Source organism: Chryseomicrobium aureum (assembly GCF_043182735.1).
Taxonomy (GTDB): domain Bacteria; phylum Bacillota; class Bacilli; order Bacillales_A; family Planococcaceae; genus Chryseomicrobium; species Chryseomicrobium aureum.
The window spans coordinates 563,491-588,943 of record NZ_CP171117.1; the positions used below are offsets into that span (position 1 = coordinate 563,491).

At 41.2% G+C, this 25,453-nt stretch carries 27 protein-coding genes; 19 read left to right on the forward strand and 8 right to left on the reverse strand.

Translation table 11 applies throughout. The annotated features are described in order from the left end of the window. Positions 1-3: 3 nt before the first annotated feature. Positions 4-255 carry a hypothetical protein gene (locus tag ACF3OH_RS03120; protein WP_204590608.1) on the reverse strand — a complete coding sequence of 84 codons (252 nt, stop codon included), beginning with the start codon at positions 253-255 and terminating at the stop codon, positions 4-6. A gap of 254 nt (positions 256-509) precedes the next feature. Next, positions 510-1,034 carry a YceI family protein gene (locus tag ACF3OH_RS03125; protein WP_204590609.1) on the reverse strand — a complete coding sequence of 175 codons (525 nt, stop codon included), beginning with the start codon at positions 1,032-1,034 and terminating at the stop codon, positions 510-512. Between the two features lie 211 nt (positions 1,035-1,245). Between ACF3OH_RS03125 and ACF3OH_RS03130 the strand changes: the two genes are divergently transcribed. The 4 genes from ACF3OH_RS03130 (at position 1,246) to ACF3OH_RS03145 (ending at position 6,204) form a co-directional block, all read left to right on the forward strand. Continuing rightward, positions 1,246-1,551 (forward strand): winged helix-turn-helix transcriptional regulator, encoded by a 306-nt coding sequence (locus tag ACF3OH_RS03130; protein WP_392455781.1) that lies wholly within the window; start codon positions 1,246-1,248, stop codon positions 1,549-1,551. 78 nt (positions 1,552-1,629) lie between these two features. Beyond that, on the forward strand, positions 1,630-2,541 hold the full coding sequence (gene murB, locus ACF3OH_RS03135) for a UDP-N-acetylmuramate dehydrogenase (RefSeq protein WP_392455783.1): 912 nt from the start codon (positions 1,630-1,632) through the stop codon (positions 2,539-2,541). A 136-nt stretch (positions 2,542-2,677) separates the two neighbouring features. Continuing rightward, positions 2,678-5,047 carry a penicillin acylase family protein gene (locus tag ACF3OH_RS03140; RefSeq protein ID WP_392455785.1) on the forward strand — a complete coding sequence of 790 codons (2,370 nt, stop codon included), beginning with the start codon at positions 2,678-2,680 and terminating at the stop codon, positions 5,045-5,047. A 53-nt stretch (positions 5,048-5,100) separates the two neighbouring features. Further along, a complete protein-coding gene (locus ACF3OH_RS03145; protein WP_204590613.1) occupies positions 5,101-6,204 on the forward strand; it encodes a GNAT family N-acetyltransferase in 1,104 nt (367 codons plus the stop codon). A 31-nt stretch (positions 6,205-6,235) separates the two neighbouring features. Here ACF3OH_RS03145 and ACF3OH_RS03150 read toward each other — a convergent pair whose 3' ends face one another. Further along, positions 6,236-6,391: a lmo0937 family membrane protein gene (locus ACF3OH_RS03150; protein ID WP_204590614.1), complete on the reverse strand. Its 156-nt coding sequence runs from the start codon at positions 6,389-6,391 to the stop codon at positions 6,236-6,238. Positions 6,392-6,554: 163 nt separating this feature from the next. Here ACF3OH_RS03150 and mntR point away from each other — a divergent pair, with 163 nt between their 5' ends. The 6 genes from mntR to ACF3OH_RS03180 all read left to right on the forward strand — a co-directional run bounded on the left by mntR (position 6,555) and on the right by ACF3OH_RS03180 (position 10,988). Continuing rightward, positions 6,555-6,980 (forward strand): transcriptional regulator MntR, encoded by a 426-nt coding sequence (gene mntR / locus ACF3OH_RS03155; RefSeq protein WP_204590615.1) that lies wholly within the window; start codon positions 6,555-6,557, stop codon positions 6,978-6,980. Positions 6,981-6,992: 12 nt separating this feature from the next. Continuing rightward, positions 6,993-7,856, forward strand: coding sequence for a S1 RNA-binding domain-containing protein (locus ACF3OH_RS03160; RefSeq protein ID WP_392455787.1), 864 nt, complete (start codon positions 6,993-6,995; stop codon positions 7,854-7,856). A gap of 51 nt (positions 7,857-7,907) precedes the next feature. After that, complete coding sequence (locus tag ACF3OH_RS03165; protein WP_204590617.1) at positions 7,908-8,801, forward strand: DUF1002 domain-containing protein; 894 nt, start codon at positions 7,908-7,910, stop codon at positions 8,799-8,801. Positions 8,802-8,893: 92 nt separating this feature from the next. After that, positions 8,894-9,868, forward strand: coding sequence for a ring-cleaving dioxygenase (locus tag ACF3OH_RS03170; protein ID WP_392455789.1), 975 nt, complete (start codon positions 8,894-8,896; stop codon positions 9,866-9,868). Between the two features lie 19 nt (positions 9,869-9,887). Continuing rightward, entirely contained in the window at positions 9,888-10,169 is a 282-nt protein-coding gene (locus ACF3OH_RS03175; RefSeq protein ID WP_204590619.1) for a GNAT family N-acetyltransferase, read from the forward strand. A gap of 321 nt (positions 10,170-10,490) precedes the next feature. Then, positions 10,491-10,988, forward strand: coding sequence for a DUF4064 domain-containing protein (locus ACF3OH_RS03180; protein ID WP_392455790.1), 498 nt, complete (start codon positions 10,491-10,493; stop codon positions 10,986-10,988). 23 nt (positions 10,989-11,011) lie between these two features. Here the strand turns inward: ACF3OH_RS03180 and ACF3OH_RS03185 are convergent, their stop codons facing one another. Continuing rightward, entirely contained in the window at positions 11,012-11,509 is a 498-nt protein-coding gene (locus ACF3OH_RS03185) for a GNAT family N-acetyltransferase (RefSeq protein ID WP_392455792.1), read from the reverse strand. A 98-nt stretch (positions 11,510-11,607) separates the two neighbouring features. Between ACF3OH_RS03185 and ACF3OH_RS03190 the strand changes: the two genes are divergently transcribed. The 6 genes from ACF3OH_RS03190 to ACF3OH_RS03215 all read left to right on the forward strand — a co-directional run bounded on the left by ACF3OH_RS03190 (position 11,608) and on the right by ACF3OH_RS03215 (position 15,419). After that, positions 11,608-12,042, forward strand: coding sequence for a GNAT family N-acetyltransferase (locus ACF3OH_RS03190; protein ID WP_204590622.1), 435 nt, complete (start codon positions 11,608-11,610; stop codon positions 12,040-12,042). A gap of 84 nt (positions 12,043-12,126) precedes the next feature. Next, the gene (locus tag ACF3OH_RS03195) at positions 12,127-12,456 is read left to right on the forward strand and encodes a hypothetical protein (protein WP_392455793.1); all 330 of its coding nucleotides are present in this window, start codon (positions 12,127-12,129) and stop codon (positions 12,454-12,456) included. 63 nt (positions 12,457-12,519) lie between these two features. Then, a complete protein-coding gene (locus ACF3OH_RS03200; protein WP_392455795.1) occupies positions 12,520-13,419 on the forward strand; it encodes a diacylglycerol/lipid kinase family protein in 900 nt (299 codons plus the stop codon). 78 nt (positions 13,420-13,497) lie between these two features. After that, positions 13,498-14,307, forward strand: coding sequence for an AraC family transcriptional regulator (locus ACF3OH_RS03205; protein WP_204590625.1), 810 nt, complete (start codon positions 13,498-13,500; stop codon positions 14,305-14,307). Between the two features lie 81 nt (positions 14,308-14,388). After that, positions 14,389-15,156: a membrane protein insertase YidC gene (gene yidC / locus ACF3OH_RS03210; RefSeq protein WP_338032462.1), complete on the forward strand. Its 768-nt coding sequence runs from the start codon at positions 14,389-14,391 to the stop codon at positions 15,154-15,156. Positions 15,157-15,164: 8 nt separating this feature from the next. Beyond that, positions 15,165-15,419, forward strand: a complete 255-nt coding sequence (locus ACF3OH_RS03215; RefSeq protein ID WP_204590627.1) for a hypothetical protein — start codon at positions 15,165-15,167, stop codon at positions 15,417-15,419. 46 nt (positions 15,420-15,465) lie between these two features. On the opposite strand, the gene ACF3OH_RS03220 is transcribed toward ACF3OH_RS03215, so the two are convergent. Then, positions 15,466-16,620 (reverse strand): MFS transporter, encoded by a 1,155-nt coding sequence (locus ACF3OH_RS03220; protein ID WP_392455796.1) that lies wholly within the window; start codon positions 16,618-16,620, stop codon positions 15,466-15,468. A 124-nt stretch (positions 16,621-16,744) separates the two neighbouring features. On the opposite strand from ACF3OH_RS03220, the gene ACF3OH_RS03225 reads away from it, so the two are divergent. Beyond that, positions 16,745-17,569, forward strand: coding sequence for a D-alanyl-D-alanine carboxypeptidase family protein (locus ACF3OH_RS03225; protein ID WP_392455797.1), 825 nt, complete (start codon positions 16,745-16,747; stop codon positions 17,567-17,569). A 738-nt stretch (positions 17,570-18,307) separates the two neighbouring features. Here the strand turns inward: ACF3OH_RS03225 and cls are convergent. After that, positions 18,308-19,762, reverse strand: a complete 1,455-nt coding sequence (gene cls / locus ACF3OH_RS03230; RefSeq protein ID WP_392455798.1) for a cardiolipin synthase — start codon at positions 19,760-19,762, stop codon at positions 18,308-18,310. A gap of 140 nt (positions 19,763-19,902) precedes the next feature. Here cls and ACF3OH_RS03235 point away from each other — a divergent pair, with 140 nt between their 5' ends. Further along, on the forward strand, positions 19,903-21,291 hold the full coding sequence (locus ACF3OH_RS03235) for an L-cystine transporter (RefSeq protein WP_392456679.1): 1,389 nt from the start codon (positions 19,903-19,905) through the stop codon (positions 21,289-21,291). A 273-nt stretch (positions 21,292-21,564) separates the two neighbouring features. Here ACF3OH_RS03235 and ACF3OH_RS03240 read toward each other — a convergent pair whose 3' ends face one another. Continuing rightward, the gene (locus tag ACF3OH_RS03240; protein ID WP_204590631.1) at positions 21,565-22,791 is read right to left on the reverse strand and encodes a helix-turn-helix domain-containing protein; all 1,227 of its coding nucleotides are present in this window, start codon (positions 22,789-22,791) and stop codon (positions 21,565-21,567) included. Between the two features lie 113 nt (positions 22,792-22,904). Here ACF3OH_RS03240 and ACF3OH_RS03245 point away from each other — a divergent pair, with 113 nt between their 5' ends. Further along, positions 22,905-24,206: an MFS transporter gene (locus ACF3OH_RS03245; protein ID WP_392455799.1), complete on the forward strand. Its 1,302-nt coding sequence runs from the start codon at positions 22,905-22,907 to the stop codon at positions 24,204-24,206. 14 nt (positions 24,207-24,220) lie between these two features. On the opposite strand, the gene ACF3OH_RS03250 is transcribed toward ACF3OH_RS03245, so the two are convergent. Beyond that, positions 24,221-25,399: an MFS transporter gene (locus ACF3OH_RS03250; protein ID WP_392455801.1), complete on the reverse strand. Its 1,179-nt coding sequence runs from the start codon at positions 25,397-25,399 to the stop codon at positions 24,221-24,223. Positions 25,400-25,453: the final 54 nt, after the last annotated feature.

A 25,453-nucleotide genomic window follows, 5' to 3' on the forward strand; every position in this document is an offset into this window, starting at 1 on the left:
GGCCTAAGCCTTCTCCTTTTCTAGTTCTTTCAGAATTGGGTCTTTTGTATAGGTCAGAGCTTCTCGCTTATGTTCAAGCTCAAGACGCAGTTTTTCTGTTTCTAAAATAAAGTTTTCATTGCGTAACTTCTCAAGTTCCAATTCTTCTTTCAAATGCCCGAGTTTCAACTCTTCTAATTTTCGTTTGTTTTTCATCCAACTGTCAATTAAGCCAGCCCCAACACCAATCGCCACAATCGCTACAATCCACCACATTTAACATACCACCTTTGTCCGTTTCTTTTCTTTTACGTCTTGGTGGCAGGAAAGTTTCATTTGATTGATGCGAATTAGTTTCCATAATATCAGCAATTGCCAAAAGTGAGAAAAGAAGTGGTGAAACTCTCGTCACAATTAGCGAATCTCTTACAATAGACATCGAATCGCCCGACACAATTGCCAAACGCTCATATAAAAACGCCACCCTAGGAAAGTATCTTCCCTAGAATGGCGTTCTCCACATCTAAAAATTAAGCAGGATTCAATTCAAGCTCGATGTCAATCTTGATATCTTCGCCTACAAGAACTCCACCAGTTTCAAGAGTTTGGTTCCAAGTTAAGCCGAAGTCTTTACGGTTGATTTTTGAGCTTGCTGAGAACGCAACCACTTCTTGACCCCATGGGTTCGTTCCTTTTCCTTCGTACTCCACATCAAACGTAACTGGTTTTGTTACATCTTTAATCGTAAGATCGCCTGTCACTTTGTACTCGTCATCGCCTTTAGACTGAATGTCTGTCGCTTTGAACGTGATAGATGGGTAGTTTTCAACATCGAAGAAATCAGCTGAACGTAAGTGATTGTCACGATCTGTGTTGTTTGTATTAATAGATGCTACATCGATTGTAAAGTCGATTGTTGCACCAGTAAGGTCTTGTTCATTTCCCTCTAGATTTGCAGAGAATTCATTGAAGTTCCCGCGTACTTTTGAAACCATCATGTGTTTCACTGAGAATCCAATGCTAGAGTGAGCTGTGTCGAGGTTAAAGTTTGTCATGAAAAAAATCTCTCCTTTGTTTTTCGAATTATCTAAAAGTATACGGATAATTTATTTCGAAATCAAGATATATGATTAAAAAAAATAAATTACTGGTTACTTTATGTAACTTACTATAAAATAATACTAAGTAGACGTCAAGAGATATCATCGTGATTTTTTGAGTTTTTTAGATTTTTTTACTATACTAAATAAACTAGGAGTGAAAAGTATGAAAGAATCAGCGCTTTGTCCACGCCTTTCTAGCGCAATGGATCTGTTAGGAAAACGATGGACTGCATTAATTATTTATCAGTTATTAGAAGGATGTAAACGATTTAATGAAATCGAGTCCTCTATGCCGATCAGCGGAAGACTTTTGTCTGAGCGATTAAAAGAATTAGAATATGAAGGTCTAGTTACACGTAAAATTTACTCAGAAGTTCCAGTACGAGTGGAATATTCCTTAACGGAAAAAGGACAAGCATTGCGTCCGGTAATCGAAGGAATAGAACAATGGTCACAACAATGGACGTAACGAATGGTTCTTGTGTAAAAGAGGATTCCCTCGCATACTAAGAAGACAAACGTTTAAGAAAGAAAGGATTTGGCTTTTTTGTCTAAACAGAAATGGTTTGAAGAGCTTTCGGCAGTTTTGCCTGCACATACAGTTAAATTAGATGAACCTCTCTCACTGCATACGATAACGCGCATGGGAGGACCAGCAGATGTATTCGTTTCACCTGAGTCTCAAGCGCAAGCAATTGTCGTCATCAATTACGCGGCTCAGTATAAAATTCCTTTATTGCTTTTAGGAAACGGTTCGAACATGGTCGTGCGTGATGGGGGAGTTCGAGGAATCGTCTTACAGTTGACGAAACTTCAAGAAATCACAATTACGAATACACACGTCTATGCTGAAAGTGGAGCACCTATTATTCATGTCTCTAAACAAGCTGCAGCTGAGGGTCTGACAGGTTTGGAGTTCGCATGTGGGATTCCCGGAACTGTTGGCGGCGCAATGGTAATGAATGCAGGGGCTTATGGTGGTGAGATTCAAGATATCATCAAGCAGTGTACTGTTGTTACGCCAGAAGGGGAACTGTTGATTTTAAAGAAAGAAGATTTAGATCTTGGCTACCGCACGAGCGTCATATCGAAAAAAGGCTATTTCGTATTGTCAGCTGAATTTGAACTGACGCATGGTGAACATAAAGAGATTGACAGCAAGATTGAAGACCTGACTTTCCAACGTACATCCAAGCAACCACTTGAATATCCTTCTGCAGGAAGTGTGTTCAAACGTCCTCCAGGATATTTCGCTGGGAAACTGATTCAAGATAGCGATTTGCAAGGAAAAGGGTACGGGGGAGCGGAAGTTTCTACAAAACATGCCGGATTCATCGTCAATAAAAATAATGCAACAGCGACTGACTATATCCAAACTATTCAGCTTGTACAAAAGACTGTCAAAGAAAAGTTTGGCGTGGATCTGGAGTTGGAAGTGAAGATAGTCGGCGAAGAATAAAATTAGAATGAATTAGTGGGCACTTTCTCTTTTTAGAGAAAGTGTTTTTTTATACCCACACAATGCCCAAACTTTTTCGGGTTATGAAGGATTTTATCAAAGTTTGCCGAATAAGTAGCAATAAGGGGGAAGGGACATGAAGAAAGGACTAAAAATCACACTGACGATTGCTGGAATTCTTCTAGCTATTGTAGTTATAGCTTTACTTGGCCTCAATTGGTTTATCGCGGGCTCTAAGCCGCAAATCGAGGGACAGATGGGCTTAAGTAGTATTGAACAAGAAGTTATCGTGATCCGAGATGAACAAGGCGTGCCTCATATTGAAGCTGAAAGTGATGCAGACTTGTATCGTGCACAAGGATTTGTGCAGGCTCAAGATCGTCTGTTCCAAATGGATTTAGCGCGTCGCCAAGCGAGCGGCCAATTATCAGAAGTAGTGGGGAGTGCTGCTTTATCCACCGATCAATTCTTTTTGACATTCAGTCTTCGGGACGCAGCAGAAAAATCGTATGAAGGCTACAGTGATGAAGCAAAGCAAGTACTCGCGTGGTATGCAGAAGGTGTGAATGACTTTATTGCACACGCGAAAGAAGAAGGCAAACTGAGTTATGAGTTTTCACTTCTCGGCTATGAGCCAAAAGAATGGACTCCTGTAGATTCCCTGACGATTGGAAAATACATGGCGTATGATCTTGGTGGCAACTGGTCGACACTGGCTATTCGCCACTGGGCACTACAAAACTTAGAGGAGGATAAAGCGCGGGAGCTCTTCATTACGTATCCTGAAGGTGACCCAGCAATTTTAGAAGCAAATAAAGAGACGTATGTCCAAGTAGGGGCGAACTTTCCGCTTGAAGTGATGCCTCACCCATTTAACGGGAGTAACAACTGGGTCGTTTCTGGAGACAAGACAGCAACGGGTGAACCACTTTTAGCCGATGACCCACATCTCGGCTTGAGTACACCGTCTATCTGGTATCAGATGCACCTCCAGTCGCCTGAACAAAATGTCAGTGGCGTCATCTTTGCAGGGATTCCAGGAATCATTCTAGGACATAACGAAGACGTCGCTTGGGGAGTAACGAATGTAGGTCCAGACGTTCAAGACTTGTATATCGAGATTCCGAACCCAGAGAACCCGTATCAATTCTCGTACGACGGCGAGTGGGAAGATGCGGAAGTTCGGTCGTATGAAATCGCAGTGAAGGATGAAGAGTCCGTGCCTTATGAAGTCGTAGTGACCCGGCATGGGCCTGTGATTTCTGACATCTTGTATGACGAAACGAATCCAGAAGCTGTGTTTTCCATGCAGTGGACCGCACTTGAACCCACGCAGGAGCTACAAGCCATCTTGGAAATGAACAAATCTTCTAACTGGGAACAATTCGAATCGGCGCTTGAACAATTCCATGCGCCAGCACAGAACTTTGTTTTCGCTGCAAAAGACGGAACCATCGCCTATAAAGCAAATGGACGACTACCTCTTCGCAAACAAGGGGACGGGCAACTTCCGGTTCCAGGAGACTCTTCTGATTACGGGTGGGATGGGTATGTTCCATATGACGAACTACCGACTTCAGTGAACCCTGACGAGGGCTTTATCGCAACAGCCAACAATCAAGTGGTAGACGATAGCTATCCCTATCACATCACGGACTTCTGGGCGCAATCCTACCGTTACGAGCGGATCGCAGAGGTGTTGGAGGCAAGTGATGAGTTGACTGTTCAGGATATGATGGACCTGCAGATGGATCAAGAGAACTTGCAAGCGCGTAGATTTTTAGAGCAACTGTTGACTGGACTTTCTACAACAGAAGCAGGTAGCACATATACAGAGCTTTTAAGTAAGATGGAAAGTTGGAACCTTGTCGATGACAAAGAATCTCCATTTCCACTCGTCTTTAATAAATGGATGAAAAAACTTCCCAACGTGTTATTTGAAGAACAAGTTCCAGAAGATATTTACGATATGATGCCAGGAAAAGCGAATATCACCGATCAACTGCTCCAACTTTATGCGGATGGAGAGACAAGTGTATGGGTCGAGGAATTTGGCGGTTTTGAAGCATGGGTAGAGGCGAGTTTCGTAGAAATGATGGCGGAGATGGAAGAAAAGCATGGGGAGGACTGGTCTGAGTGGCAGTGGGGAGAAGAACATTTGCTGACTTTTGATCATCCTCTTGCAGGCGCATCGCCACTACTTGCACGCTTCTTGAACCCGACACCTGTTCCGATTGGTGGATCTGGAATTACAGTACAAGCAGCAGCATTCAATGAACAAGGTGAAGTCACACATGGGGCGTCATGGCGATTTGTAGCAGACCTCAGTGACTTATCGAGTGCCTATCATATAGTGGGCCCTGGACAGAGTGGGCACGTGAAATCAAAGTGGTTCCACAATCAAGTGGATGATTGGGCAAATGGTACTTTCCATGAAACCCGGCTAGATGGGGAATATGGAGAGTCGTATGAACTGCGTTTAGTACCTGAAAAGATTGCAAATTAGACCGAGAAAGTATATCTTTGCTTTAGACAAGAAACGGTATACGGGAGGTCTTTATGAGACTAACAGAATGGACAATGGAAGAACAAGAGCAGCTCATACACTTTTTAACAACGAATTCATGGCCATTTCACGGAAATGCAACGCCTGAACGCGAACTGATAGAGAAGACGATCGGGGAAGGCGGCTACGAATCGGATGACGTCAAGACCTTCTGGGTAGAGAATGAAGACGCCGAAAAAGTAGGGATTGTAAAGATCCATGATTTGCAAGATGAGATCCCGCTATTTGACTTGCGAATTGCAGAAACAGCTCGTGGAAAAGGGTACGGGTCAAAGGCACTAAAGCTTGTGACGGAGTATGTATTTTCGCTTCCAGAGAAAAAGATTCGCCTTGAAGGGCATACACGTCTAGACAATGTAGCGATGCGTAAAACATTTGAACGGGCTGGATTTGTGAAGGAAGCACAACTTCGACAAGCTTGGTTTTCTCCAAAAGAAGAGCGGTACTATGATGCCGTCACCTATGGTATGACGCGTGAGGACTTCTTAAAAGGAACGTCAACACCCGTTGCATGGGATGAAATGATGACCGGTGCTACTCAAACGGAGCGACCTCTTGTACCGGATCAATTGGAAACAGAACGTCTACTCGTACGTGCGCCACAACTATCAGACGGTCCTCTTGTGTGGGAAGCCATTTCAGAAAGTATGGCTACTTTGAAGCCATGGATGATTTGGGCACAACAAACACCAAAGATGGAAGAGACGGAGGCCAGTTTACGTAAGGCGATCGCAGCTTACGTGACACAAGAAGATTTCCGGATGCATTTGTTTGAGAAAGAAACAGGGAATTTTATTGGGTCCACAGGTTTTCACCGAATTGACTGGTCACTAGGACGTTTTGAAATCGGCTATTGGTTGCGTTCAAGCTATGAAGGAAAAGGCTACATCACGGAGGCCGTCCAGATGTTGACGGACTTTGCATTCCGAGAAATGAAAGCTGTGCGCGTAGAAATTCGATGTGATGAAGATAATCAAGGGAGTCGCCGTGTTGCTGAGCGATGTGGGTATAAACTTGAGGGGATTTTACGCAAAAGTGCGCGAAAAGCAGATTCAAAAGAGTTTACAAACACGTGTATATACGCAAAAATTCAATAAGAAAAGCCGCAGCGCGATGCTGCGGCTTTTTCTATACGGCTCGTTTACCTGTGATTAACTGGATAACGAAAATGATACCCGCGATAATCAGAAGAGTGTGGATCAATCCACCACCGATTTCGAATAAGAATCCTAATAACCAAAGAACAATAAGTACGACAACTACTAACCATAAAATGCGGCCCATGTATGCCACCCCCCTTTCTAACAATAAGTAAATTGCTTGACTACTAGAAGAATACCCTAGCTACATTTTACTTAAACATGCGACATGAAAATAAATTAGCGGTTTGTCCGCACTCGTGGAGTGTAGTAAACTTAAACCACTGAGTAGGAAAGGAAGAACGCAAGTGCCAACACCAAGTATGGAAGACCACATTGAACAAATCTATCAATTGATCGAACAAAAAGGGTACGCACGAGTATCTGATATAGCCGAGGCTTTGGAAGTCCTTCCTTCATCCGTTACGAAAATGGTGCAAAAGCTCGATAAGGATGGCTATTTACACTATGAGAAATATCGTGGTTTAACTTTGACGCCAAAAGGAAATAAACTTGGAAAAAAACTCGTGAAACGACATGACCTTCTTGAGAATTTCTTACGATTGGCTGGTGTTTCAGAAGAGTTGATTTATCAAGATGTAGAAGGAATCGAACACCACTTGAGCTGGGAGTCGATTGACCGCATTGCGGAGCTAGTATTGTTTTTCGAAGAACATCCCGAGCTCCAAGACAAGTTAGAACAGTTTCGCTCAGATACAAAAGTAGAGGAATAGAGGAGGGCTCGTATGGCTGAACTAGAAATTGCTGCAGTCGTGAAAGTGAAGTTGCTTGAAAAAGAAGGGTCAAAATGGATTGCTGTAACACAAGATAAGGACGTTGTAGTCATTAATGAATCAGAAGCTATTGAAGCATGGGAAGAAGGCCAAGAGGTATCTGTTTTTACCTATGCTGATCGCAAAGGGAACATTTTAGGGAGTGGACATATCCCGACAATTCGAAAAGGTACGTACGGGTGGGCGAAAGTCATGAAAGTGACAGATCGCGACGGAGCAACTGTTGATATTGGCGGCACGCAGGCGGCCATTGTCAAAGGAGAAGATCTTCCAAAACTACGTGAGCTATGGCCACAACCGGGTGATTGCATTTTCATGACACTTCGCACAGATCGCGATGGAAATCTACTTGGCCGATTAGCAACAGAAGAAAAAATTGAAGAGTTGTATGTCGAAGCGCCTTCTACTGTATATAACAGTGATATCCAAGCGCGTGCTTATCGACTTTTACCAATAGGAACTTTCCTATTGTCTGCAAAAGGCATGTATCGAATTTTTGTCCATCAATCGGAGCGTCAAGCTGAGCCTCGCCTAGGTGAAGAAGTAAAAGTTCGTATTATCGAAGTCAAAGAAGATGGTACGCTGAACGGATCACTTCTTCCTAGAAAACAAGAACGACTTTCTGATGATGCAGAGACTGTATGGCGCTATCTACAATCCGTTGGTGGAAAGATGCCGTTTGGTGATAAATCAACACCGGATGAGATCCAAGAAATGTTTTCAATGAGTAAGGCATCATTTAAGCGTGCATTAGGTAAACTAATGAAGGATGGGAAAATTGAGCAGCAAGATGGTTGGACACTTTCGAAATTGTAAGGCAACCTTTTGACTGCCAGAACGTTTCAATTAGTAGAAAGGGGTCAAACAATGAAAAAAATACTTCTATCTTTACTCGCACTTCTACTTTTATTCCCTGCAATTACTCTGGCAGACGGAGAGAATCAAGAAGTTATAGATGAAAAATTGGGTGTGCCCATTGTTGTATACGGAGCCAACCTGACTGCTGAACAAAAAGCTAGTGTACAAAAAGCATTAAATGTATCGGAATCCTCTACTGTAGAGGAAATTACAGTAACTGGTGAAGATTTAGCCACATATATCAAAGACGGAAACTCGTCTGCGCGGATGTTCTCTTCTGCGAAAATCACACGTACAGATGCGGGCAAAGGCTTAGTTATTTCAATTGTCACACCAGACAATATCACACAAGTAACCAATGAAATGTATGCCAATGCCATGCTCACAGCTGGAATTGAAAATGCTACGGTTGAAGTCGCTGCGCCAAGTCCAGTAACGGGTCATTCTGCTCTTGTAGGGATTTATAAAGCTTACGAAGCAACAGGGGAACAACTGGATTCAGAACGAACAGATGTTGCAAATGAGGAGTTGTCTGTCGCTACAATCCTTTCTGAAGAATCTGGGATCGATCAAGACAAAGTGAGTGAACTTTTAACTGAAATCAAGCAACAGATTGCAGAGCAAAATCCTGCATCACGTGAAGAAGTCGAACAAATTGTTACAGAACAATTGTCAACCCTTCAAATTGAGTTATCAGAACAAGACCGCCAACTTTTGATTGATCTAATGGACCGGATTCGCCAATTGGATATTGATTTTAGTCAGTGGTCAACGCAATTAGAAGATTTAAGCCAATCGATTCAAGATCAAATCGGCTCGATTGTAGAAAACGAAGGATTTTGGAACGGCGTAAAGAAATTCTTTAACGACTTAGTTTCTTCAATCCGATCTATATTTAATTAAAACTGGAGCACCTTAAATGGTGTTCCTTTTCTTTTTTTGAAAAAAAGAGTATACTGAAATTATCTCGAATTCAAGATAAAGGAGTGGGAGACATGCAAGTAGGTGGCATTCATCACGTTTCAGCATTAACAAAAGACGCCGTGAAAAATCATTACTTCTTCACGCATATATTAGGTATGCGCTTAGTTAAAAAAAGTGTCAATCAAGACTCTCCAAGTTCCTATCATCTGTTTTATGCAGATGCGAAGGGTACACCAGGAACAGATATGACGTATTTTGATATACCTATGGCGGGCAAGACATATCCTGGAGTATCAAGTATTTCTAATACGGGATTCCGGATAAAATCCGTGGAGGCACTAGATTTTTGGGAACACCGTCTGCAAAGCTTTGCTATTCCAAAACTAGAACGAACAACTGCTTTTGATCGTGAGGTCCTTTATTTTGAAGACTTTGAAGGATCTAGATTGCATCTAGTAGTTGATGATGGGAAGGGAATTCCTTACGGAGAAGCGTGGGAGAAAGAGGATATACCAATCGAATATGCGATAGTCGGTCTCGGGCCGTCTTACTTAACAGTTAGACATGCAGAAAGAACAGTAGAAACGCTGACTAACATTTTAGGTTTCACTATCATTGGGAGTTACCCATCACGAGTAGAAGGACAACCTGATAGAGTAGTCGCTTCAGTGGCTGAAGGGGGACCTGCTGGAGAGGTACATGTTCAAACTCGTACAGATCTTCCTGTAGAACGTCCAGGCCGTGGTAGTGTTCACCATGTTGCATTTCGAATTCCGTCCATGGAGGAGTATCCAAAATGGCAAGAACGTCTAACCCAAGCAGGGTATCAAACTTCAGGCTTAGTAGATCGGTATTATTTCAAATCCATCTATTTTAGAGAACCTTCAGGAATTCTGTATGAACTGGCAACCGACGAACCTGGCTTTGATTCAGATGAAAGTCTGGAGACACTTGGTGAGAAGTTAGCACTTCCTCCTTTTTTAGAACCTCGAAGAAATGAAATTGAATCAAAGTTGCGCCCTCTTTCGTTTGATATGATAGACTGATAAAAAGGAGTGATTGTTCATGGATTTTCAATTTACGGAGCTAGGAAATGATGTGTTTGCGTATCAAGTTCGTGAAGGCAATGAGAAGGTCGGAGAGATTACGTGGACATTACTTGGAGATATAATGGTGATGGATCATACATTTGTATCCCCTAAATTGCGTGGTGGAGGGGTAGCTAAGCAATTACTAGACCAAGCAGCTGACTATGCTAGAAAAAACGACTACAAAATGGATGCAGTTTGCTCGTATGTTGTAACAGCATTCGACCGTTATAAAGAATATGATGATGTGAAGGCATAATAAAAGGCAATCCCTGTTCAGTGAACGGTGGATTGCCTTTTATATGTAAGTAGAGTTCATTCCAATCATACGAAGAACACCACAAGAGCAGTTAATGCAGAAGCACCTGCTAACGTGTATAAAAAATCACCTTGTGAGAATACTAATTTCTTTTCCATAGTCTGTCATCCTCTCTAATTGTTTGTTAGTATATATATACCCGAGGTTTTTATACTAAATCTAGTTTTTTTGAACTATTTTTAGGGGATACATCAATTAAGCGAAACATTTGTGATTGTGATTCGTATCACTAATGAATACAAATTAAAGGAGGACGTCAGAATGAAGTTTTCAAGGACAGGCGAGATTGTATTAGGAGTAATTAGTGCTGTCTTCACCGCATTATCCATTATTTTAATGACCTTATTTGTTTCAGGTGGAAGCGCAGCGTTAAACGATCCTGCATTTCTAGAAGAGTTTGAAACAGGAATGCAACAAGGGATCGAAGAAGATCCAACATTGCAGCAACAAGATGTGGATGCAATCATGGATATTGTACAAGGTAGCATGGGCGTTTTTGAAGTGTTTGGTTGGGGATTAGTTATTTCCCTCGTTATTAGCCTAGTCTTCAATATCTTAGCGATCTTAAACATCCGTAATAACAAAAATCCAAAGCTTGCAGGTATCTTCTTTATTCTAGCTGGAGTATTTGCTTATTTACTCTCTTTAACATCTATACTTCTGTATATTGCAGCAATTATGTCGTTTGTGCGCAAAGCACCATATGTTTCAGAAACTGAAAGCGACTTAGATTACTACGAGCCGAATCGCCCTCTATAACCAAGGAAAACTCCCACTCTCAATTAAATGAGGGTGGGAGTTTTTAATGGTAAGACGTATTGTGCGGTAGTTGTTGGATAACCTTCAAAATACTCATCAAATTCTTCTAATAAATGAAAGCCTAGCTTTTCATAAAATGAACGTGCTGTAAGATTTACACTTTCTACATAGACGTAAAGATTGTGACCTTTTGTTTGAAGAGTCTCAACACCTTTTTCAACTAAAGACGTACCTAATCCTTGCTTAGTATGCTTCGGTAAAATGTATAAAGCAGTCAACTCACTGTCTCCGTCCTCATCTACTTGTGTAAAACTAGCAAAACCAACGATTTGCTCATTTTGCTCGACTACGAACATGTTTGTTTTTTCGATTTGTTTACAGAGCATAGCAGATGAATAGTTTCTTTCAAACCAATCTACTAATACTTCGTCAGGAAAAAGAGAACTGTAGGTTTCTCCCCAACTGGCCAGGACGATTTGCCGTACAGAACGAATATCCTTTTCAGTCATCACACGGATCATGGCCATCACCTCTAAACTATTTCAACTAGCATACCAAAATTCTAGTTGCCTGGCTACTGCGTATGTCATAATTAAACAAAAAGGAGGAGGTCTAACTTATGTGGACATGTAAAAAGTTTCACGAGTTAACTCTTGATGAACTATATCAGTCGTTAAAATTACGGTCGGATGTTTTTGTTGTGGAACAGAATTGCGTTTATCCAGACATTGATAATTTTGATCAGGAGTCCCTACATATCTTCTATAGAGAGAACGAGGAAATTCTTGCATACTGTCGAGTTGTCCCAAGTGGGAAATATGAGGAGTTATCAATTGGACGTGTTATCGTTCGAATGGACAAGCGAGGCACGGGATTGGCGCAACAATTGATGACCAAAGCGCTTGAATCAGTAGATAACGAATTTGGTAATCAGCCGATTCGTCTTTGTGCACAAGCACATTTGCAAAACTATTACGGGGCATTTGGTTTTAAAACTATCTCCGAAGAGTTTTTAGAAGATGGCATTCCACATGTGTACATGATTAAAAAATAATCTTGAAAATTGGTTAATTTTTCTCGTCAGCGGGTATTACTAGATAATAGGAACTAAAATTCATATTAACTGGAGGTTTTACGAATGGGGAAAAAATCAAACGGTTCATCATTAGTAGTAGCAGGGATTGCAGCAGCAGCATACGCATATTTTAAAAAACCGGAGAATCGGGACAAAGCAATGGTCCAATTCAATAACTTAAAAACTAAATTCAATGCTTATATGGATCAAAACTCTACAAGTAAATCAACTTACAGCACAGCAGGTCACCCTGACCCACAAGACGTAGACGATAACAAAATGGTTGATGAAGGCGCGATGACGAGTGTGCAGTACTACAACGAGGAAGTACAAGACAAGTCATCTAAAAAAGAGAAGACAGACGTATCGAATAAAGAAGTAGACTATCAGTAAGATAAAAGAGCTCTCGTAGCTCTTTTTTTATAGACAAATTTAAAAAATAGGGAGAGTATCTACATGAAACAAGCTGTACTAATCTATAATCCTTCATCCGGTAAAGAGCTTGCTAGTGACTATAAAGACCGAGTTGTAGAAGTTGTATCGTCCATGGGTTATGAAGTTCAAGTGAATGAGACGACAGGGCCAAAAGATGCGACTCGCTTTGCTGAACAAGCATGTAAAGACACTATAGATTTTGTCATTGGAATGGGTGGAGACGGGACAATTAATGAAATTGTGAATGGTCTTGCTGAACAGAATCATCGCCCTCTTTTTTCGTTTGTTCCACTTGGAACTGTAAATGATTTTGCACGTGCGCTAGGAATCCCGCTAAATGCTGAAGAGGCAATTGAGGCATTAAAAGTAGGGAAAGAACAGCATGCAGACATTGGAAAAATAGGGGATTCTTATTTCATGAATATCGTCGCAATAGGAGAAATTGCTTCGAAAGTAGCGGATACATCTGTAGAATCAAAAACACGTCTTGGCCCATTAGCGTATTTACTAGAAGGAACTAAGGCGATTCTTCAAGATAATGAAGTGCAGATGAAGATTACCCATGACGAGGGCGAGTGGAGTGGCGGCTTAACACTAGTATTAACTGCGCTGACGAATTCAGTCGGCGGGTTTGAAAAACTTGCACCTGATGCAGAAATCGATGATGGGTTTCTCCACTTATTTATCGTGCATGAGTCTGGAATTCCAGGGTTTTTACGTGTTGGATCCAAACTGTTACAAGGGAGAATAGCAGAGGATGATGGTGTAGAGTATATTAAGACCAAAAAAGTGCACATTGAAACCTCCGAAGAGCTATTTTGCAATGTGGATGGGGATGAAGGAACATGTACACCTGTTGAAATTCAAGTACTTCCAAAGCACCTTCGTGTCCTAGTACCGGAAAAATTGGAAAATAATTAGTAAGAAGTATTGGTAATGTGAGCATTATGGTTTAAAATAAGTAGATACTATGTGGTTAAGAAAAAGAGGTTAAATCATATGCTCACTAAAATTCATAAAAATCCGCTTTCTTCAGACAAATTATTTTTAGAAGCTTTTTCAAATGCTTTTGTAGAAAACAGTGTGGATTCAAGTCATGATGCTCTAGCCGAACGATACTTTTTATTAGAAAAAGAGATGTTTCACGACATGCAAACTCTGGATTTGGATCAAGCTCGTGAGCGCCTCCGTTTAATCATCGACGCGCTAAGTCAGCTCACAGGAAAAGACATGATTCGTGCTGCCCGTCTATTTTATATTCACCTTGCAGCAACAATGGCGCGCAAATTGATTGATAGTCAAGTGCCCCCAGTAAAGGCATTTGCATTTAGTCGTTCATGCATGGATGTGATTGATAGCCGAATGAGCGATGTATTATTTTTACAATGTGGAGAAGAATTGATTGAATTTTATGTTCATGTTTTATCTGAACGAACGAAACCGCAATTTAATCACCAGACCGTGAATAAAGTAATTCTGTACATAAATGATGAAATCGAAAGCGATTTATCGGTAGAAGCCATTGCTCAAAAATTCTCCATTAGTACGAGTCACTTGTCTCGGATCTTTAGGGAACATACAAGCATTACTTTAGTAGAGTATTTAAACATTCGAAAAGTAGAAGAATCTCAATACTTTTTACGTCATACGTCTAAATCGATATCAGATATCTCGGACCAATTCCATTTCTGCAATCAATCGTATTTCACGCGAATCTTTAAAAAGTATACGACAGTAACGCCAAAACAATTTAGAGACCAACCTGCTACATCCTTCTTCCAATTCACATTTAAAGAAAGTGTCAACTGAGTGAACTTCCCTATTAGCGTTTGATTAATAGGGAAGTTTTAGTATATAGTAGGGATAGTTTGAAAAATGAAGGTGACCAATGTGAAGAAAAAATGGAGCTTGGCTGCACTACTTGTAGCCACTGTAGTATTCCTCGGCGGATGTTCTGGCGTGGAAAATAAAGAAGGTACGTTTTACAGTATTTTTGTGCGACCGTTTGATTGGGCACTTGATTACTTTGGGACGCTATTTAATGGGAGTTACGGCTTAGCTATTATCGCTATTACCATTATCATTCGTTTGGTATTAATGCCTTTAATGCTTCGTAACTACAAAGCGCAACAAGGTATGAAAGTGAAAATGGATAAGTTAAAACCTGAAATGGACGATATTCAAAAGCGTCTAAAAGAAACAAAATCAAAAGAAGATCAAATGGCACTTCAGCAAGAAATGATGGGACTCTATCGCAAGCATAACGTGAACCCTTTAAACATGGGGTGTCTCCCAATTTTGCTTCAAATGCCGATTATCATGGGTCTTTACTTTGCTATTCTGTACTCGGAAGAAGTCAAAACACATGAGTTCATCTGGTTCAGCCTCGGTACACCAGATATTGCAATGACATTGATTGCAGGAGTTGTTTACTTCCTACAAGCAAAAGTCTCTCTGTGGACAGTTCCAGAGCAACAGAAACAACAGATGAAAATTATGATTTGGATTTCTCCAATCATGATTATGTTGATCTCGTTTACGTCTATGGCTGCGCTTCCGCTTTATTGGGCAGTTGGAGGAGTATTATTGATCATCCAGACGTATATCGGACGTAAGTTTTATTCAGAACACCCTGAGAAAGCAGCTGATGCAGCATGAGTGAAAAAATGCCGTCACGAACTCGCAATCTAGCATTTGGAATTCCAGTTGTTTTATCCAGTGCACTTGCTATTTATTTTGTCATTCAAAATTCTTTAAATCTAGCAGTACTCTTTATGACATTGGTATTTGTATTTACCAATACGTATCGAGCCATTACATTTAAAGAGCGTGGAATGGAAAAAGAAGCAAAGTGGATGAGAGGTATGGCCGTCTTTTTTGCAGTGGCATTTGTAGTTGTGCTAGTTATTACTCTAACGTAATTAAAAAAGTACCTTCCTTGATTAGATTCAAGAGAAGGTACTTTTTTTATGTGGTCAATTTTTTGCGTTGTAAAATAAGCATTACAATCGCTGGGAATGAGAATGCCGCCATACCAAGGAATGCATAGCCCGCTTGAATATCATATAAATATCCACCTAAGAATGTAAGAAGTGCAGTGCTTAAACTCATCGCAAATGCAGCATATAACCCTTGAGCGGTTGGGATAGATGACTTCGTCAACGAGCGCGCAATGAACTGAATAAATGCATAATGTGCGAGACCAAAGGAAATCGCATGCAAGACTTGAGTTAGAACAAATACTCCAGCTGTCGGCACCAACCAAATTAAAATCCATCGGACGGTTGCACCTACTGCAGCAATCATAAATAGTGTATAGACTTTTGATTTGCCAAACACTTTGTCAGCCACCATGAATAAGACGATTTCAGCAAGTACGGCTACGTTGATTATTACACCGATCCATGAGTTGCTCACGCCTATATCCTGCAAATAAATAAAACTATAGGAATTGTACGAAGCGTGAGAGCCTTGAATCAACACAACAATGACTAGTGCCGCTAAGAATTCCTTTTGCTTGAGTAACACTTTTGCAAGTTGCCATGTACTTTGTTGTCCTTCTCGAACAGGGACATCCGTTAATGCGGCAGGTGCTCTCCAAGAAGTAGCAATCACCACAAATGCCAACGCTCCAATCATTACCCACAAGATTGCTTGCTCACCAAATTGCGCAGTCGTGAAACCTATAACAAGTACTGCTGCCATAAAGCCGGCAGAGCCGTATGATCTGCTTCGTCCATAATGGATGCGGTCGCGTTGCATCAATAGAGAAGCACAACTCTCCATTGCGGGTAATAAATTTGGATAAACCAAACTAAAAAGAACTGTAATCAGTAGCAACATGGTGAAGGATGACAGTGGAATATAGAGAACGAATGTTAGAAGCGATCCGAGCGCCAATATCCGAAGGAAAACATGAATACTATAGCGTTTAGTTAACTCAGGGAAAAGTACAAGAGTGGAAAAGGCACGTGCTATCATACCTGCTCCCATGATTAAACTTGCTGAGTACACGCTCATGTCTTTCACATTTGTTAGGTATCCTGTCCAGTACGGAAGGAAAACACCCCAAGTGAAGAAGAAAATAAAAAACTGTACAGACATCCATTTTTGAGACTTCATGCAAACGACTCCTAAACTATCGATTCAATTCTTTCATTATACGCCACTCTGTTGAGAAAGGAAGAATTATTCCAGGGAACATGATACACTTAAGATACTTTGTAGACAGGAAAGAAGGCTTCAGATGAATACGCGCTCTTATTTATATCAAACGAAAAAAAAGAAAAAGTGGCCTTGGATTATAGGCTTACTTTTCATTTTATTAGCGGGGGGTGGTGCATTTTTTGCGCACCAACAAGGCTATCTCGCCCTCAATGAACTCTTTGATGAAGTTCCTCAAGAAGAGCCAGAGCCAATTGTGGAACAACAACCTGAAGAAGTTGAACCGGAGCCAATTCCAGAGCCTGAACCAGAGCCTGAACCAGAACCAGAAGTGGACCGGTCGGGAGCAAAAGGGTATGAAGGAAATGAGGTATTACCGCAAGAACCCACGTATATGAGTGGTATTTTAATGGCCAGTAAGCAGTACCCATTGCCTCAAGATTTTGTTCCAACCGACGAGATGCTTCAAGAAGTCCAACAAGCTTTTGCAGAACTTGCTGCAGCGGCTAGCCTAGATGGATATGAACTCGTTGCATTTAGTGGGTATCGTTCATTTGAACGTCAGCAAGAACTTTATGAGCGCTATGTGGCTAACGACGGTCAAGAAGAAGCGGACAGATACAGTGCACGACCTGGACACTCTGAACATCAGACAGGCCTTGCACTTGATATTGGAGAAAAAAACTTTGAGCAGCACTTTGCACGGGTGAGTTTTGGAGACACAGAGGCAGGGAAATGGCTTGCTGAAAACGCTCACCTTTACGGATTTATTTTAAGGTATCCAGAGGGGAAAGAGAAAATCACGGGGTATATGTACGAGCCGTGGCATTTCCGTTATCTAGGTAAAGAGCTCGCATTAGAGATAGTTAATTCTGGATTGACTGTAGAAGAATATATCGAACAATAAAAATAGGAGTTTCTCAAATTACGAGAAACTCCTTTTTCACCAATTATCACTTCAAACCGGTAAATCCCTCCACCCAGGTCGTCATTTCCTGGGAGGATTTCCCCGAGCCTCCCCACGTAAGATGAAAGAAGAGCGCTTTCATCTTCGTTGCCGGGTCTCGGGAAAACCCTGATGGCCCGGGAAATGACGACCTGGCTTCCGGGATTTCTTGCCATTGAACAATCATCTATTATAAATCATTTAAATACTTAGTAAGTGTGCACTTGCTCGCTGTCCTCGATTATGATTTTAGGGAATTGAATCAGGCCTTGCGTTAGCACAGCCTGGAACTAAATTTATTACTTGCAACACGATAGTTAGTTGAGAATAAATGATAGAGGCGAAGCAGAATTTGAAACGATGAAAGGAACAACTTCCTGATAAGAAGCACTTGAACTAGCCAGATTCAGCTGGAGATGATTGCGCAAGAGCAAACTAAGAAGACTCGCGCTGGGGCCGCTCGATTCGAGCGGCCCCAGTCCTTTTCGTTCTCAATTTGATCTTAAAAGCAAACATCGTAAGATGAATCTGGATCTCTAAAGTATGCAGTGCCTTACAGGCAGTCGGCTCCACATCTTAACGAAATCGAGTTGCGCCTCCTAGAAATCCCGCAAGAAGCCATCGCGGCCCATGAAGCAAAGAACGCTTCACGGTCCACGCTGTCTTCTCGCACAATTTCTGACCAGTCGGCTCCACATCTTAAAGAATTGGAGACAGCAACCTTGCGATTGATTCTTTTGCTTTGATCAGACGTGTACGATTCAAATAAATTTCTCTCGTTAATTCTGTAGAGAATGTCATATCCTCTTCAAATAACAGCGCAAGTTGATGGGAAGTTTCGCGATCATAAATAAATGCGTTTACTTCAAAATTTAATTTAAAACTTCGCACATCGATATTTGCTGTCCCGACAGAAGATGCTTCATCATCGATAACAATCATTTTTGTATGCAAGAAGCCATTTTGATAAATGTAGATTTTCGCGCCAGCCTTCAGCAACTCTCCAACGTGTGAATACGTAGCCCAATAAACAAAGATATGATCTGGCTTATTTGGAATCATGATGCGCACATCAATCCCACAAAGTGCAGCTACACGCAGAGCATCCATGAAGCTCGCATCCGGAATAAAATAGGGCGTTTGAATATAAATATACTTTTTGGCGGACGAAATCAATTTTAAATAGCCATTCTTGATTTGTTCCCATTCTTCATCCGGTCCACTTGATACGATCTGTAATCCAACGGAACCTTTCATCGGAATGGTAGGGAAATAGCGTTCGTCATACTCGATATCATGATCAGCTGAAGCCTGATTCCAATCTAATATAAAGCGAGTTTGAAGGGGATGCACAGAACTGCCTTCGACACGTAAATGTGTATCACGCCAGTACCCAAATCTTTTGTTGAGACCTAAGTATTCATCACCTACATTAAATCCACCTATATAGCCAATATGTCCGTCGATGACGACAATTTTTCTGTGATTGCGATAATTGAGGCGCATATTGATCATTGGAAGAATTGCGGGGAAGAAGGCTTCCACCCGACCGCCTAAATCTGTAAGCTCTTTAAAATGTTTTTTGCGTAATGTTCGAGAACCCATTTCATCATAGAGGATGCGGACTTTTACGCCTTGACGTGCTTTTTCTAGTAAGACCTGATAGATTTCATTACCTAGGTTATCGAGTCGTAAAATATAGTACTGCATATGAATATGATCTTTTGCTTTTCGCATATCCTCTAGTAACGCATCGAATTTCGCTCGACCATCATTAAAAATCTGTACAGCGTTATCTTGCGTGAGGACTGCCTGATTGTTATTTAAATGCATCACAATTAAGTCTTTATAATTATGTGCATCGTCCAAACGAAATTCAAACCGGTCTTCTTCGATTGCGCTCTTCTGGTAACTGATGAGTTGTTGGATTCCAACTTTCTTTCGACCTTCCCACCTAAAAAGAGTTTTCTTTCGGATTTGACGACCGAAGAATAGGTAAATAATAAATCCTAATACGGGCACAAAGAAGAGAACAAGAATCCAAGCCCATGTGGAGCTTGCGTCTCGTCGCTCAAGGAAGATAAGTGCTACGGCTAAGAATATATTTAAAATAATGACGATGGATGCCGCTACACTAAAAATAGTATATGTCATGACAGCTCCTCCTTTCTATGGAATTTCTACCTTAAGTATACCGAATGCAAACCAATTTACATAGTTTCTCAGTAATTCATACTTTACAGGTTGGAATTAGAAGCATATAATACGATACATCGTTTGAAAAAAAGGAGGAAATTAACATGTTTGTAGTAATCAACAGTCTCGCTCTCTTAGTCCTCATTGGAGTATTAGTATGGATGAAGCGTAAAAATAAATCATTCTCAACTCGTGTCTTTACAGCACTAGGACTCGGAATACTTTTAGGACTTATTTTAAATCTAGCATATGGTGCGGATTCGGAAATCTTAACAGATACGTCCGCTTGGTATAATGTCATTGGGGTCGGCTATGTACGACTGCTTCAAATGATTGTTATGCCACTCGTGTTCATTTCAATTATTGGTGCTTTTGCAAAGTTGAAGCTGGGCAATCAATTAGGGAAAATTGCAGGAATCATATTAGCTATTTTAATTGGAACAACAGCTGTGGCAGCTGCTGTAGGTATTTCATCTGCTGCGTTGTTTGATTTAAATGCTGAGCAGATTTTTAGCGGAGAAGCAGAAGAGTCACGAGGCGTATATATCGAAGAGACATCTGCAGAAGTAGCGGATCAGACATTCCCAGAGCAATTGATCAGTCTATTACCTGCTAACCCATTCCTTGATCTTACTGGGGCTCGTCCAACTTCTACAATCGCTGTCGTAATCTTTGCAGCATTCATCGGTTTTGCCTATCTGTCCGTTGTTCGCCGCTCACCTGAGACGGCCGCAACACTTAAAAAAGGCATTGATGCCATTTATGAACTAGTAATGGGTATTGTTCGAATTGTTCTCCGTTTAACGCCTTACGGAATATTAGCTATCATGGCGCGCACAGTAGCAACATCAAACTTTGAAGCCATTTATACACTAGGCAAGTTCGTATTGGCATCGTATGTAGCACTCGGCGTGATGTTCTTGATTCACTTATTGATCTTACTTGTTTCTGGTGTAAATCCAATTACGTATGTAAAGAAAGCTTCAGAGGCTTTATTATTTGCGTTTACATCTCGTTCAAGTGCAGGTACTTTACCACTGAATATTCATACGCAAACACATAAACTAGGAGTTCCTGAAGGAATTGCAAACTTCTCAGGCTCGTTCGGATTGTCTATCGGTCAAAATGGATGTGCGGGAATTTACCCAGCGATGCTTGCATTCATGATTGCACCGACTGTAGGAATTAATCCACTCGATATTTGGTTCATCTTAACGGTCATAGGGATCGTGGCCATTAGTTCTTTTGGTGTCGCAGGAGTAGGGGGAGGCGCAACGTTCGCTGCTATCCTTGTCTTATCTGCGTTAGATTTACCGGTTGCTTTAGCGGGTCTGTTAGTATCGGTAGAACCCTTGATTGATATGGGCCGTACAGCAGTAAATGTCAGTGGAGCAATGACAGCGGGCGTAACAACTGCGAAGGTGACAGGCGAACTGGACGAATCTGTCTACAATACGCCTCAGTCTGAGCAAGCTTTAGATGTGTAGAACGCCACTCTAGAAACTCCGAGGAAATCAGACGTGCCCGTGAAGGCGCTCTTCAGTCTTTGCGGGTGCGGCTGATTCCGGAGCGTGTTTCTGGCGTTCGCAACTCGATTCCGATTTAGATGTGTAGCCGACTGTTCTGGAGTCAACGCCTCCATTCCACTCAACTTTAGTTTTAGATTTGGAGAACACCACACGACTTCGCTATAAAGTAGACAAAAGGAGTTTCTCATTCATTATGAGAAACTCCTTTTGCATTGCTAGGACGCTGCCAGTTTAGTTTGTAGAATTCAATTCTGCAATCAAATCACGCATGCGCGTCTTATAAGGAGTCTCAAGAAACGTATCAAGTTGCTCCCAAGCTTCTTCTGCAATTGCCAACGCCTTGTCTGATTCACCTTGCTGCTGATAAATCTTAGCTAGATAATACTCCCGTTCAGAATACATACTCAAGTCAATCGGGTGAGTGACAAAGTAGGGTGGAGGTGGAGTGTTTTCTAAAACTTCTTGCGCTTTATCGATTTGCTCTTTGTAATATAAAATCTTCGCATATTCCACACGCTCAGAATCCAACTCTTCAAGCGGCTTTGATGTTTTCAATATTTTCTGCATCAGCTTATCGGCTTCGTCTATTTGTTTTGTGTAGCTCGTATAATAATGAACCCAAATCAGTTGGATGAATTCTGTCACTTCCGCATCATCAGTAAATAGACCATACGCCTCTAAGCGAGAAATGTACATTTTTGCTTCTTTCTCATTTCCGGCCATGATAGCATGAATGATTGCTAAGCGGTAGAGGTGATCGAGGCGATAAAATACTTTTTGTTGTTTTGAGAATTCAATTGCAGCATGCATCGTATCAAGCGCTTTGTCTTGCTGACCGACCGCATAGTAAAACACAGCTTCCGAATAATCATAGTCAAGTCGAGATAACGGATCCGTCCATACAGATTGTTGTTCTAATGACTGTCGCTCTTCAAGTAATTGCCGAAGAGCTTCTTCATACTGTTTTTCACGGAACTTTACAGAAATTCGGAACAGACGAAGAGATGCTGCGCGGCGTGCTACTTGAATTTCCTCATAGAGAGTAATGGCACGGGAACAATAACTTTTCCAATCTGGATTTCCACTTTCATACGCAATTCGTGTGTACAGGTCGAGCAGTCGAGCATCTAGATACCCTCTTCCTTTTGCAGGCAGATGAGGTGCAATTAAATTCAAAATTTCACTAAATATCTTGGTGTCTGGATAACTAAGTTTTTTGTATAGTTCTTCAGCCTGACGAACAATTTCTTTTTTTTCAGCGGAAGACGAGTCTTCTAATAAATCACTCACAGAAACTTCCAAAGTAGATGCGATATGTTGAAGGCTTTCCATCGAAGGTTTTGCCTTGTTGTTTTCAATAAGACTCAACATGCCCTTTGTAATAGCATCGCCAGCAAGTTGCTGTAATGTCATTTTCTTTTCTTTACGTAGTTCACGGATACGTTCCCCTAAAGACATACGGATTCCCTCATTTCGTGTTAGTTTAATTATATTAAACTTTAGTGTTGACTTCAAGAAAATGGTATGATATATTTTTGTTTAATAAAATTAAACATTAAGGAGGCTTTATGATGGATGACGCAGTGAAGTTGAAAAAAGCAACTCAACATCTCTGGACATTTACGATTAGTAAGTTGATTAGTACGTTTGGTGCCTCGGTGTATACATTTGCCATTAGTTTTTACATTTTGCAAATGACCGGATCTGCATCTAGCTTTGCGATGAATCTGATTTTTAGTATCCTCCCAAGAGCTGTACTCGGTCCATTTGCAGGCTATGTTGTAGATAAGTATAACCGAAAAGTGATTGTCATTTCAGCGCAAATTATCACGGTGCTTACTATTCTCTCGTTAATCGGTTACATGATGGCATTTGGACTCTCGTTACCCGCAATTTATACGGTCACAGCAATCCTTGCGATGACATCGACTTTTTCAGGTGTCGCATTTAGTTCATCCATCTCAAGCCTCATTGACGAAACGCGTATTCAAAAAGCGATGTCTCTTAATCAAATGTCCATCTCATTTGCTGCGATTGCAAGTCCAGCGGTAGGGGGGATTTTGTACGGGACAGTTTCACTGGAAGTCTTTCTCGTATTGTTTGCAGTAGCTTCTGCAGTGGCTGTAATTTTAGAGTCGACCATGAACTTTACACTCTACTCACGTCGCACAGAGGAGAGCGAGCGAAAACAAGAAAAGATGCTTGAGAATATGAAAGCAGGTCTGGCATACGTCAAACTACAGCCGATACTTCTTTCTATCATGATTATTGCATTGTCCGTCAACTTTATGTTCGGAGCGTTTCAAGTTGGCTATTCTTTCGTATTGATTGATCAGTTGAAAATGTCTGCCCAGCACTTTGGATTTACAGAAGCAGCATTTGCCATCGGAATGCTTCTTACTTCGATTTACATGTCGTCACGGAAAGAATTTAAGTATCCGTTACTAATTTCGAAACGTGGAATACTAGTGCTTGGGATAATGCTTGCAGCAATTACTGTACCACTTTTACTTCCTATCTCCTATATGCAAATGTTGATCTTCTACATTGCGCTGATGTTCATACAAGGAGTCATGATTATTTTCATCAATACTCCGATGCAAGTGTATTTTCAAAAGACAATTGATGATGATTACAAAGGACGTGTATTCTCGCTGCTTGAGACATTTGCAATTGCACTCATGCCGATTGGAATGGTGCTGTTTGGGGTATTATTTGATGTCTTCCCACCGGAACCGATCTTCCTCATCTCAGCAGTTATCCTCATTGCGACGGTACTGTATTTGACGAGAACATCGGTGTTAGTAAAAGCACATCCAGAACTTGCAAAGAAAAGCGTTGAATCATTGAATAAAGAGGTCCAGCCACTATAAAACAGCTAGTCCCATTACGGGGCTAGCTGTTTTTTTGTTTCGCGTAAAGAATTTGAATTGGCGCGGAATAGAATGATTAGAACAATGCTTGCTAAAGACAAAACTGCGGAAACGACATAAAGCGTGTTTGGAAGTTGCGTAAAGATGAACGCGAATGTTAAGGGTCCGATGATACGACCTAGGTTGTCCATCGAATAACTGACTCCGGCAGCTGTACCATAGTTGCCGCCTGATTCTTTTGTTGTAAGAGCAACAAGTGTTGTTCTTGCTAAGGCATTTCCAGCAGTAAAGATACAAAGTGTAATCCCCGCCATAACAAGACTAGTTGTAAAGAAAGTGAGGCCCAATCCAATTGCAGCAATCACTTGGGACCAAATAATCCAAGTTGTTTCGGTTCCATTTTTAATACGTCGCACGATTCCACCTTGAACGATGGCATCAACGAGTCCACTAAAGAGGAATAGATACCCGAGCTGAAGCGGTGTGATTTGAATCCGTTCGATATGGAACAACTGGAAGGTTGCTTCAAGTCCTGCTAGTAAGAATGTGACCATAAATGAGAAAATAAATAAGTAACGAATACGGTACATCCACAACGTTCGTGCTCCTTTCGGTAGCAACTGACGTTTATTTGCTTCGCCTGTTCGTTCAGGTTCTTTTAAAATGATTTGTGCGTAAACCAGAAGTACAAGAGTCAACACCGCAGACGCAATGAATGGGAGTTGTAAACTAATATCCCCGAGAATACCTCCAATGGCTGGTCCGAATATAAAGCCTAAGCCGATAGACATGCCGAGCAGTCCTAAATATTTATTGCGTGTTTCTTCAGTAGAAATGTCTGAAGCATACCCCGTCACAGCACTGTAAAGCGCTCCTGAGAAGAGTCCGCCAATAATCCGTGAAAGATAGAGAAGAATCAACGAGTCGAATGAAAAAGCAAATACCCAAAAGCTTAAACTGAAGCCCAATAGACCGACTAGTATTAATTTTTTGCGCCCTGTACGATCCGAGTATTTTCCCCATAAAGGAGCTACAAAAAAGGATGCGAGAGCATACACAGATAATAATCCACCAACGTGGATCTCTGAATAGTTTTGTTGAAGGATCACTTCAGGTAATACGGGAATAATGATGCCGAATCCTAAATAGACGAAAAACTGGACGGACATCAAAAGAGCAATGGATTGTTTCATGGTTTGACCTGCTTTCTTCGTTCTGCTCTTTATTCTACACCCTTTTTAACAAGA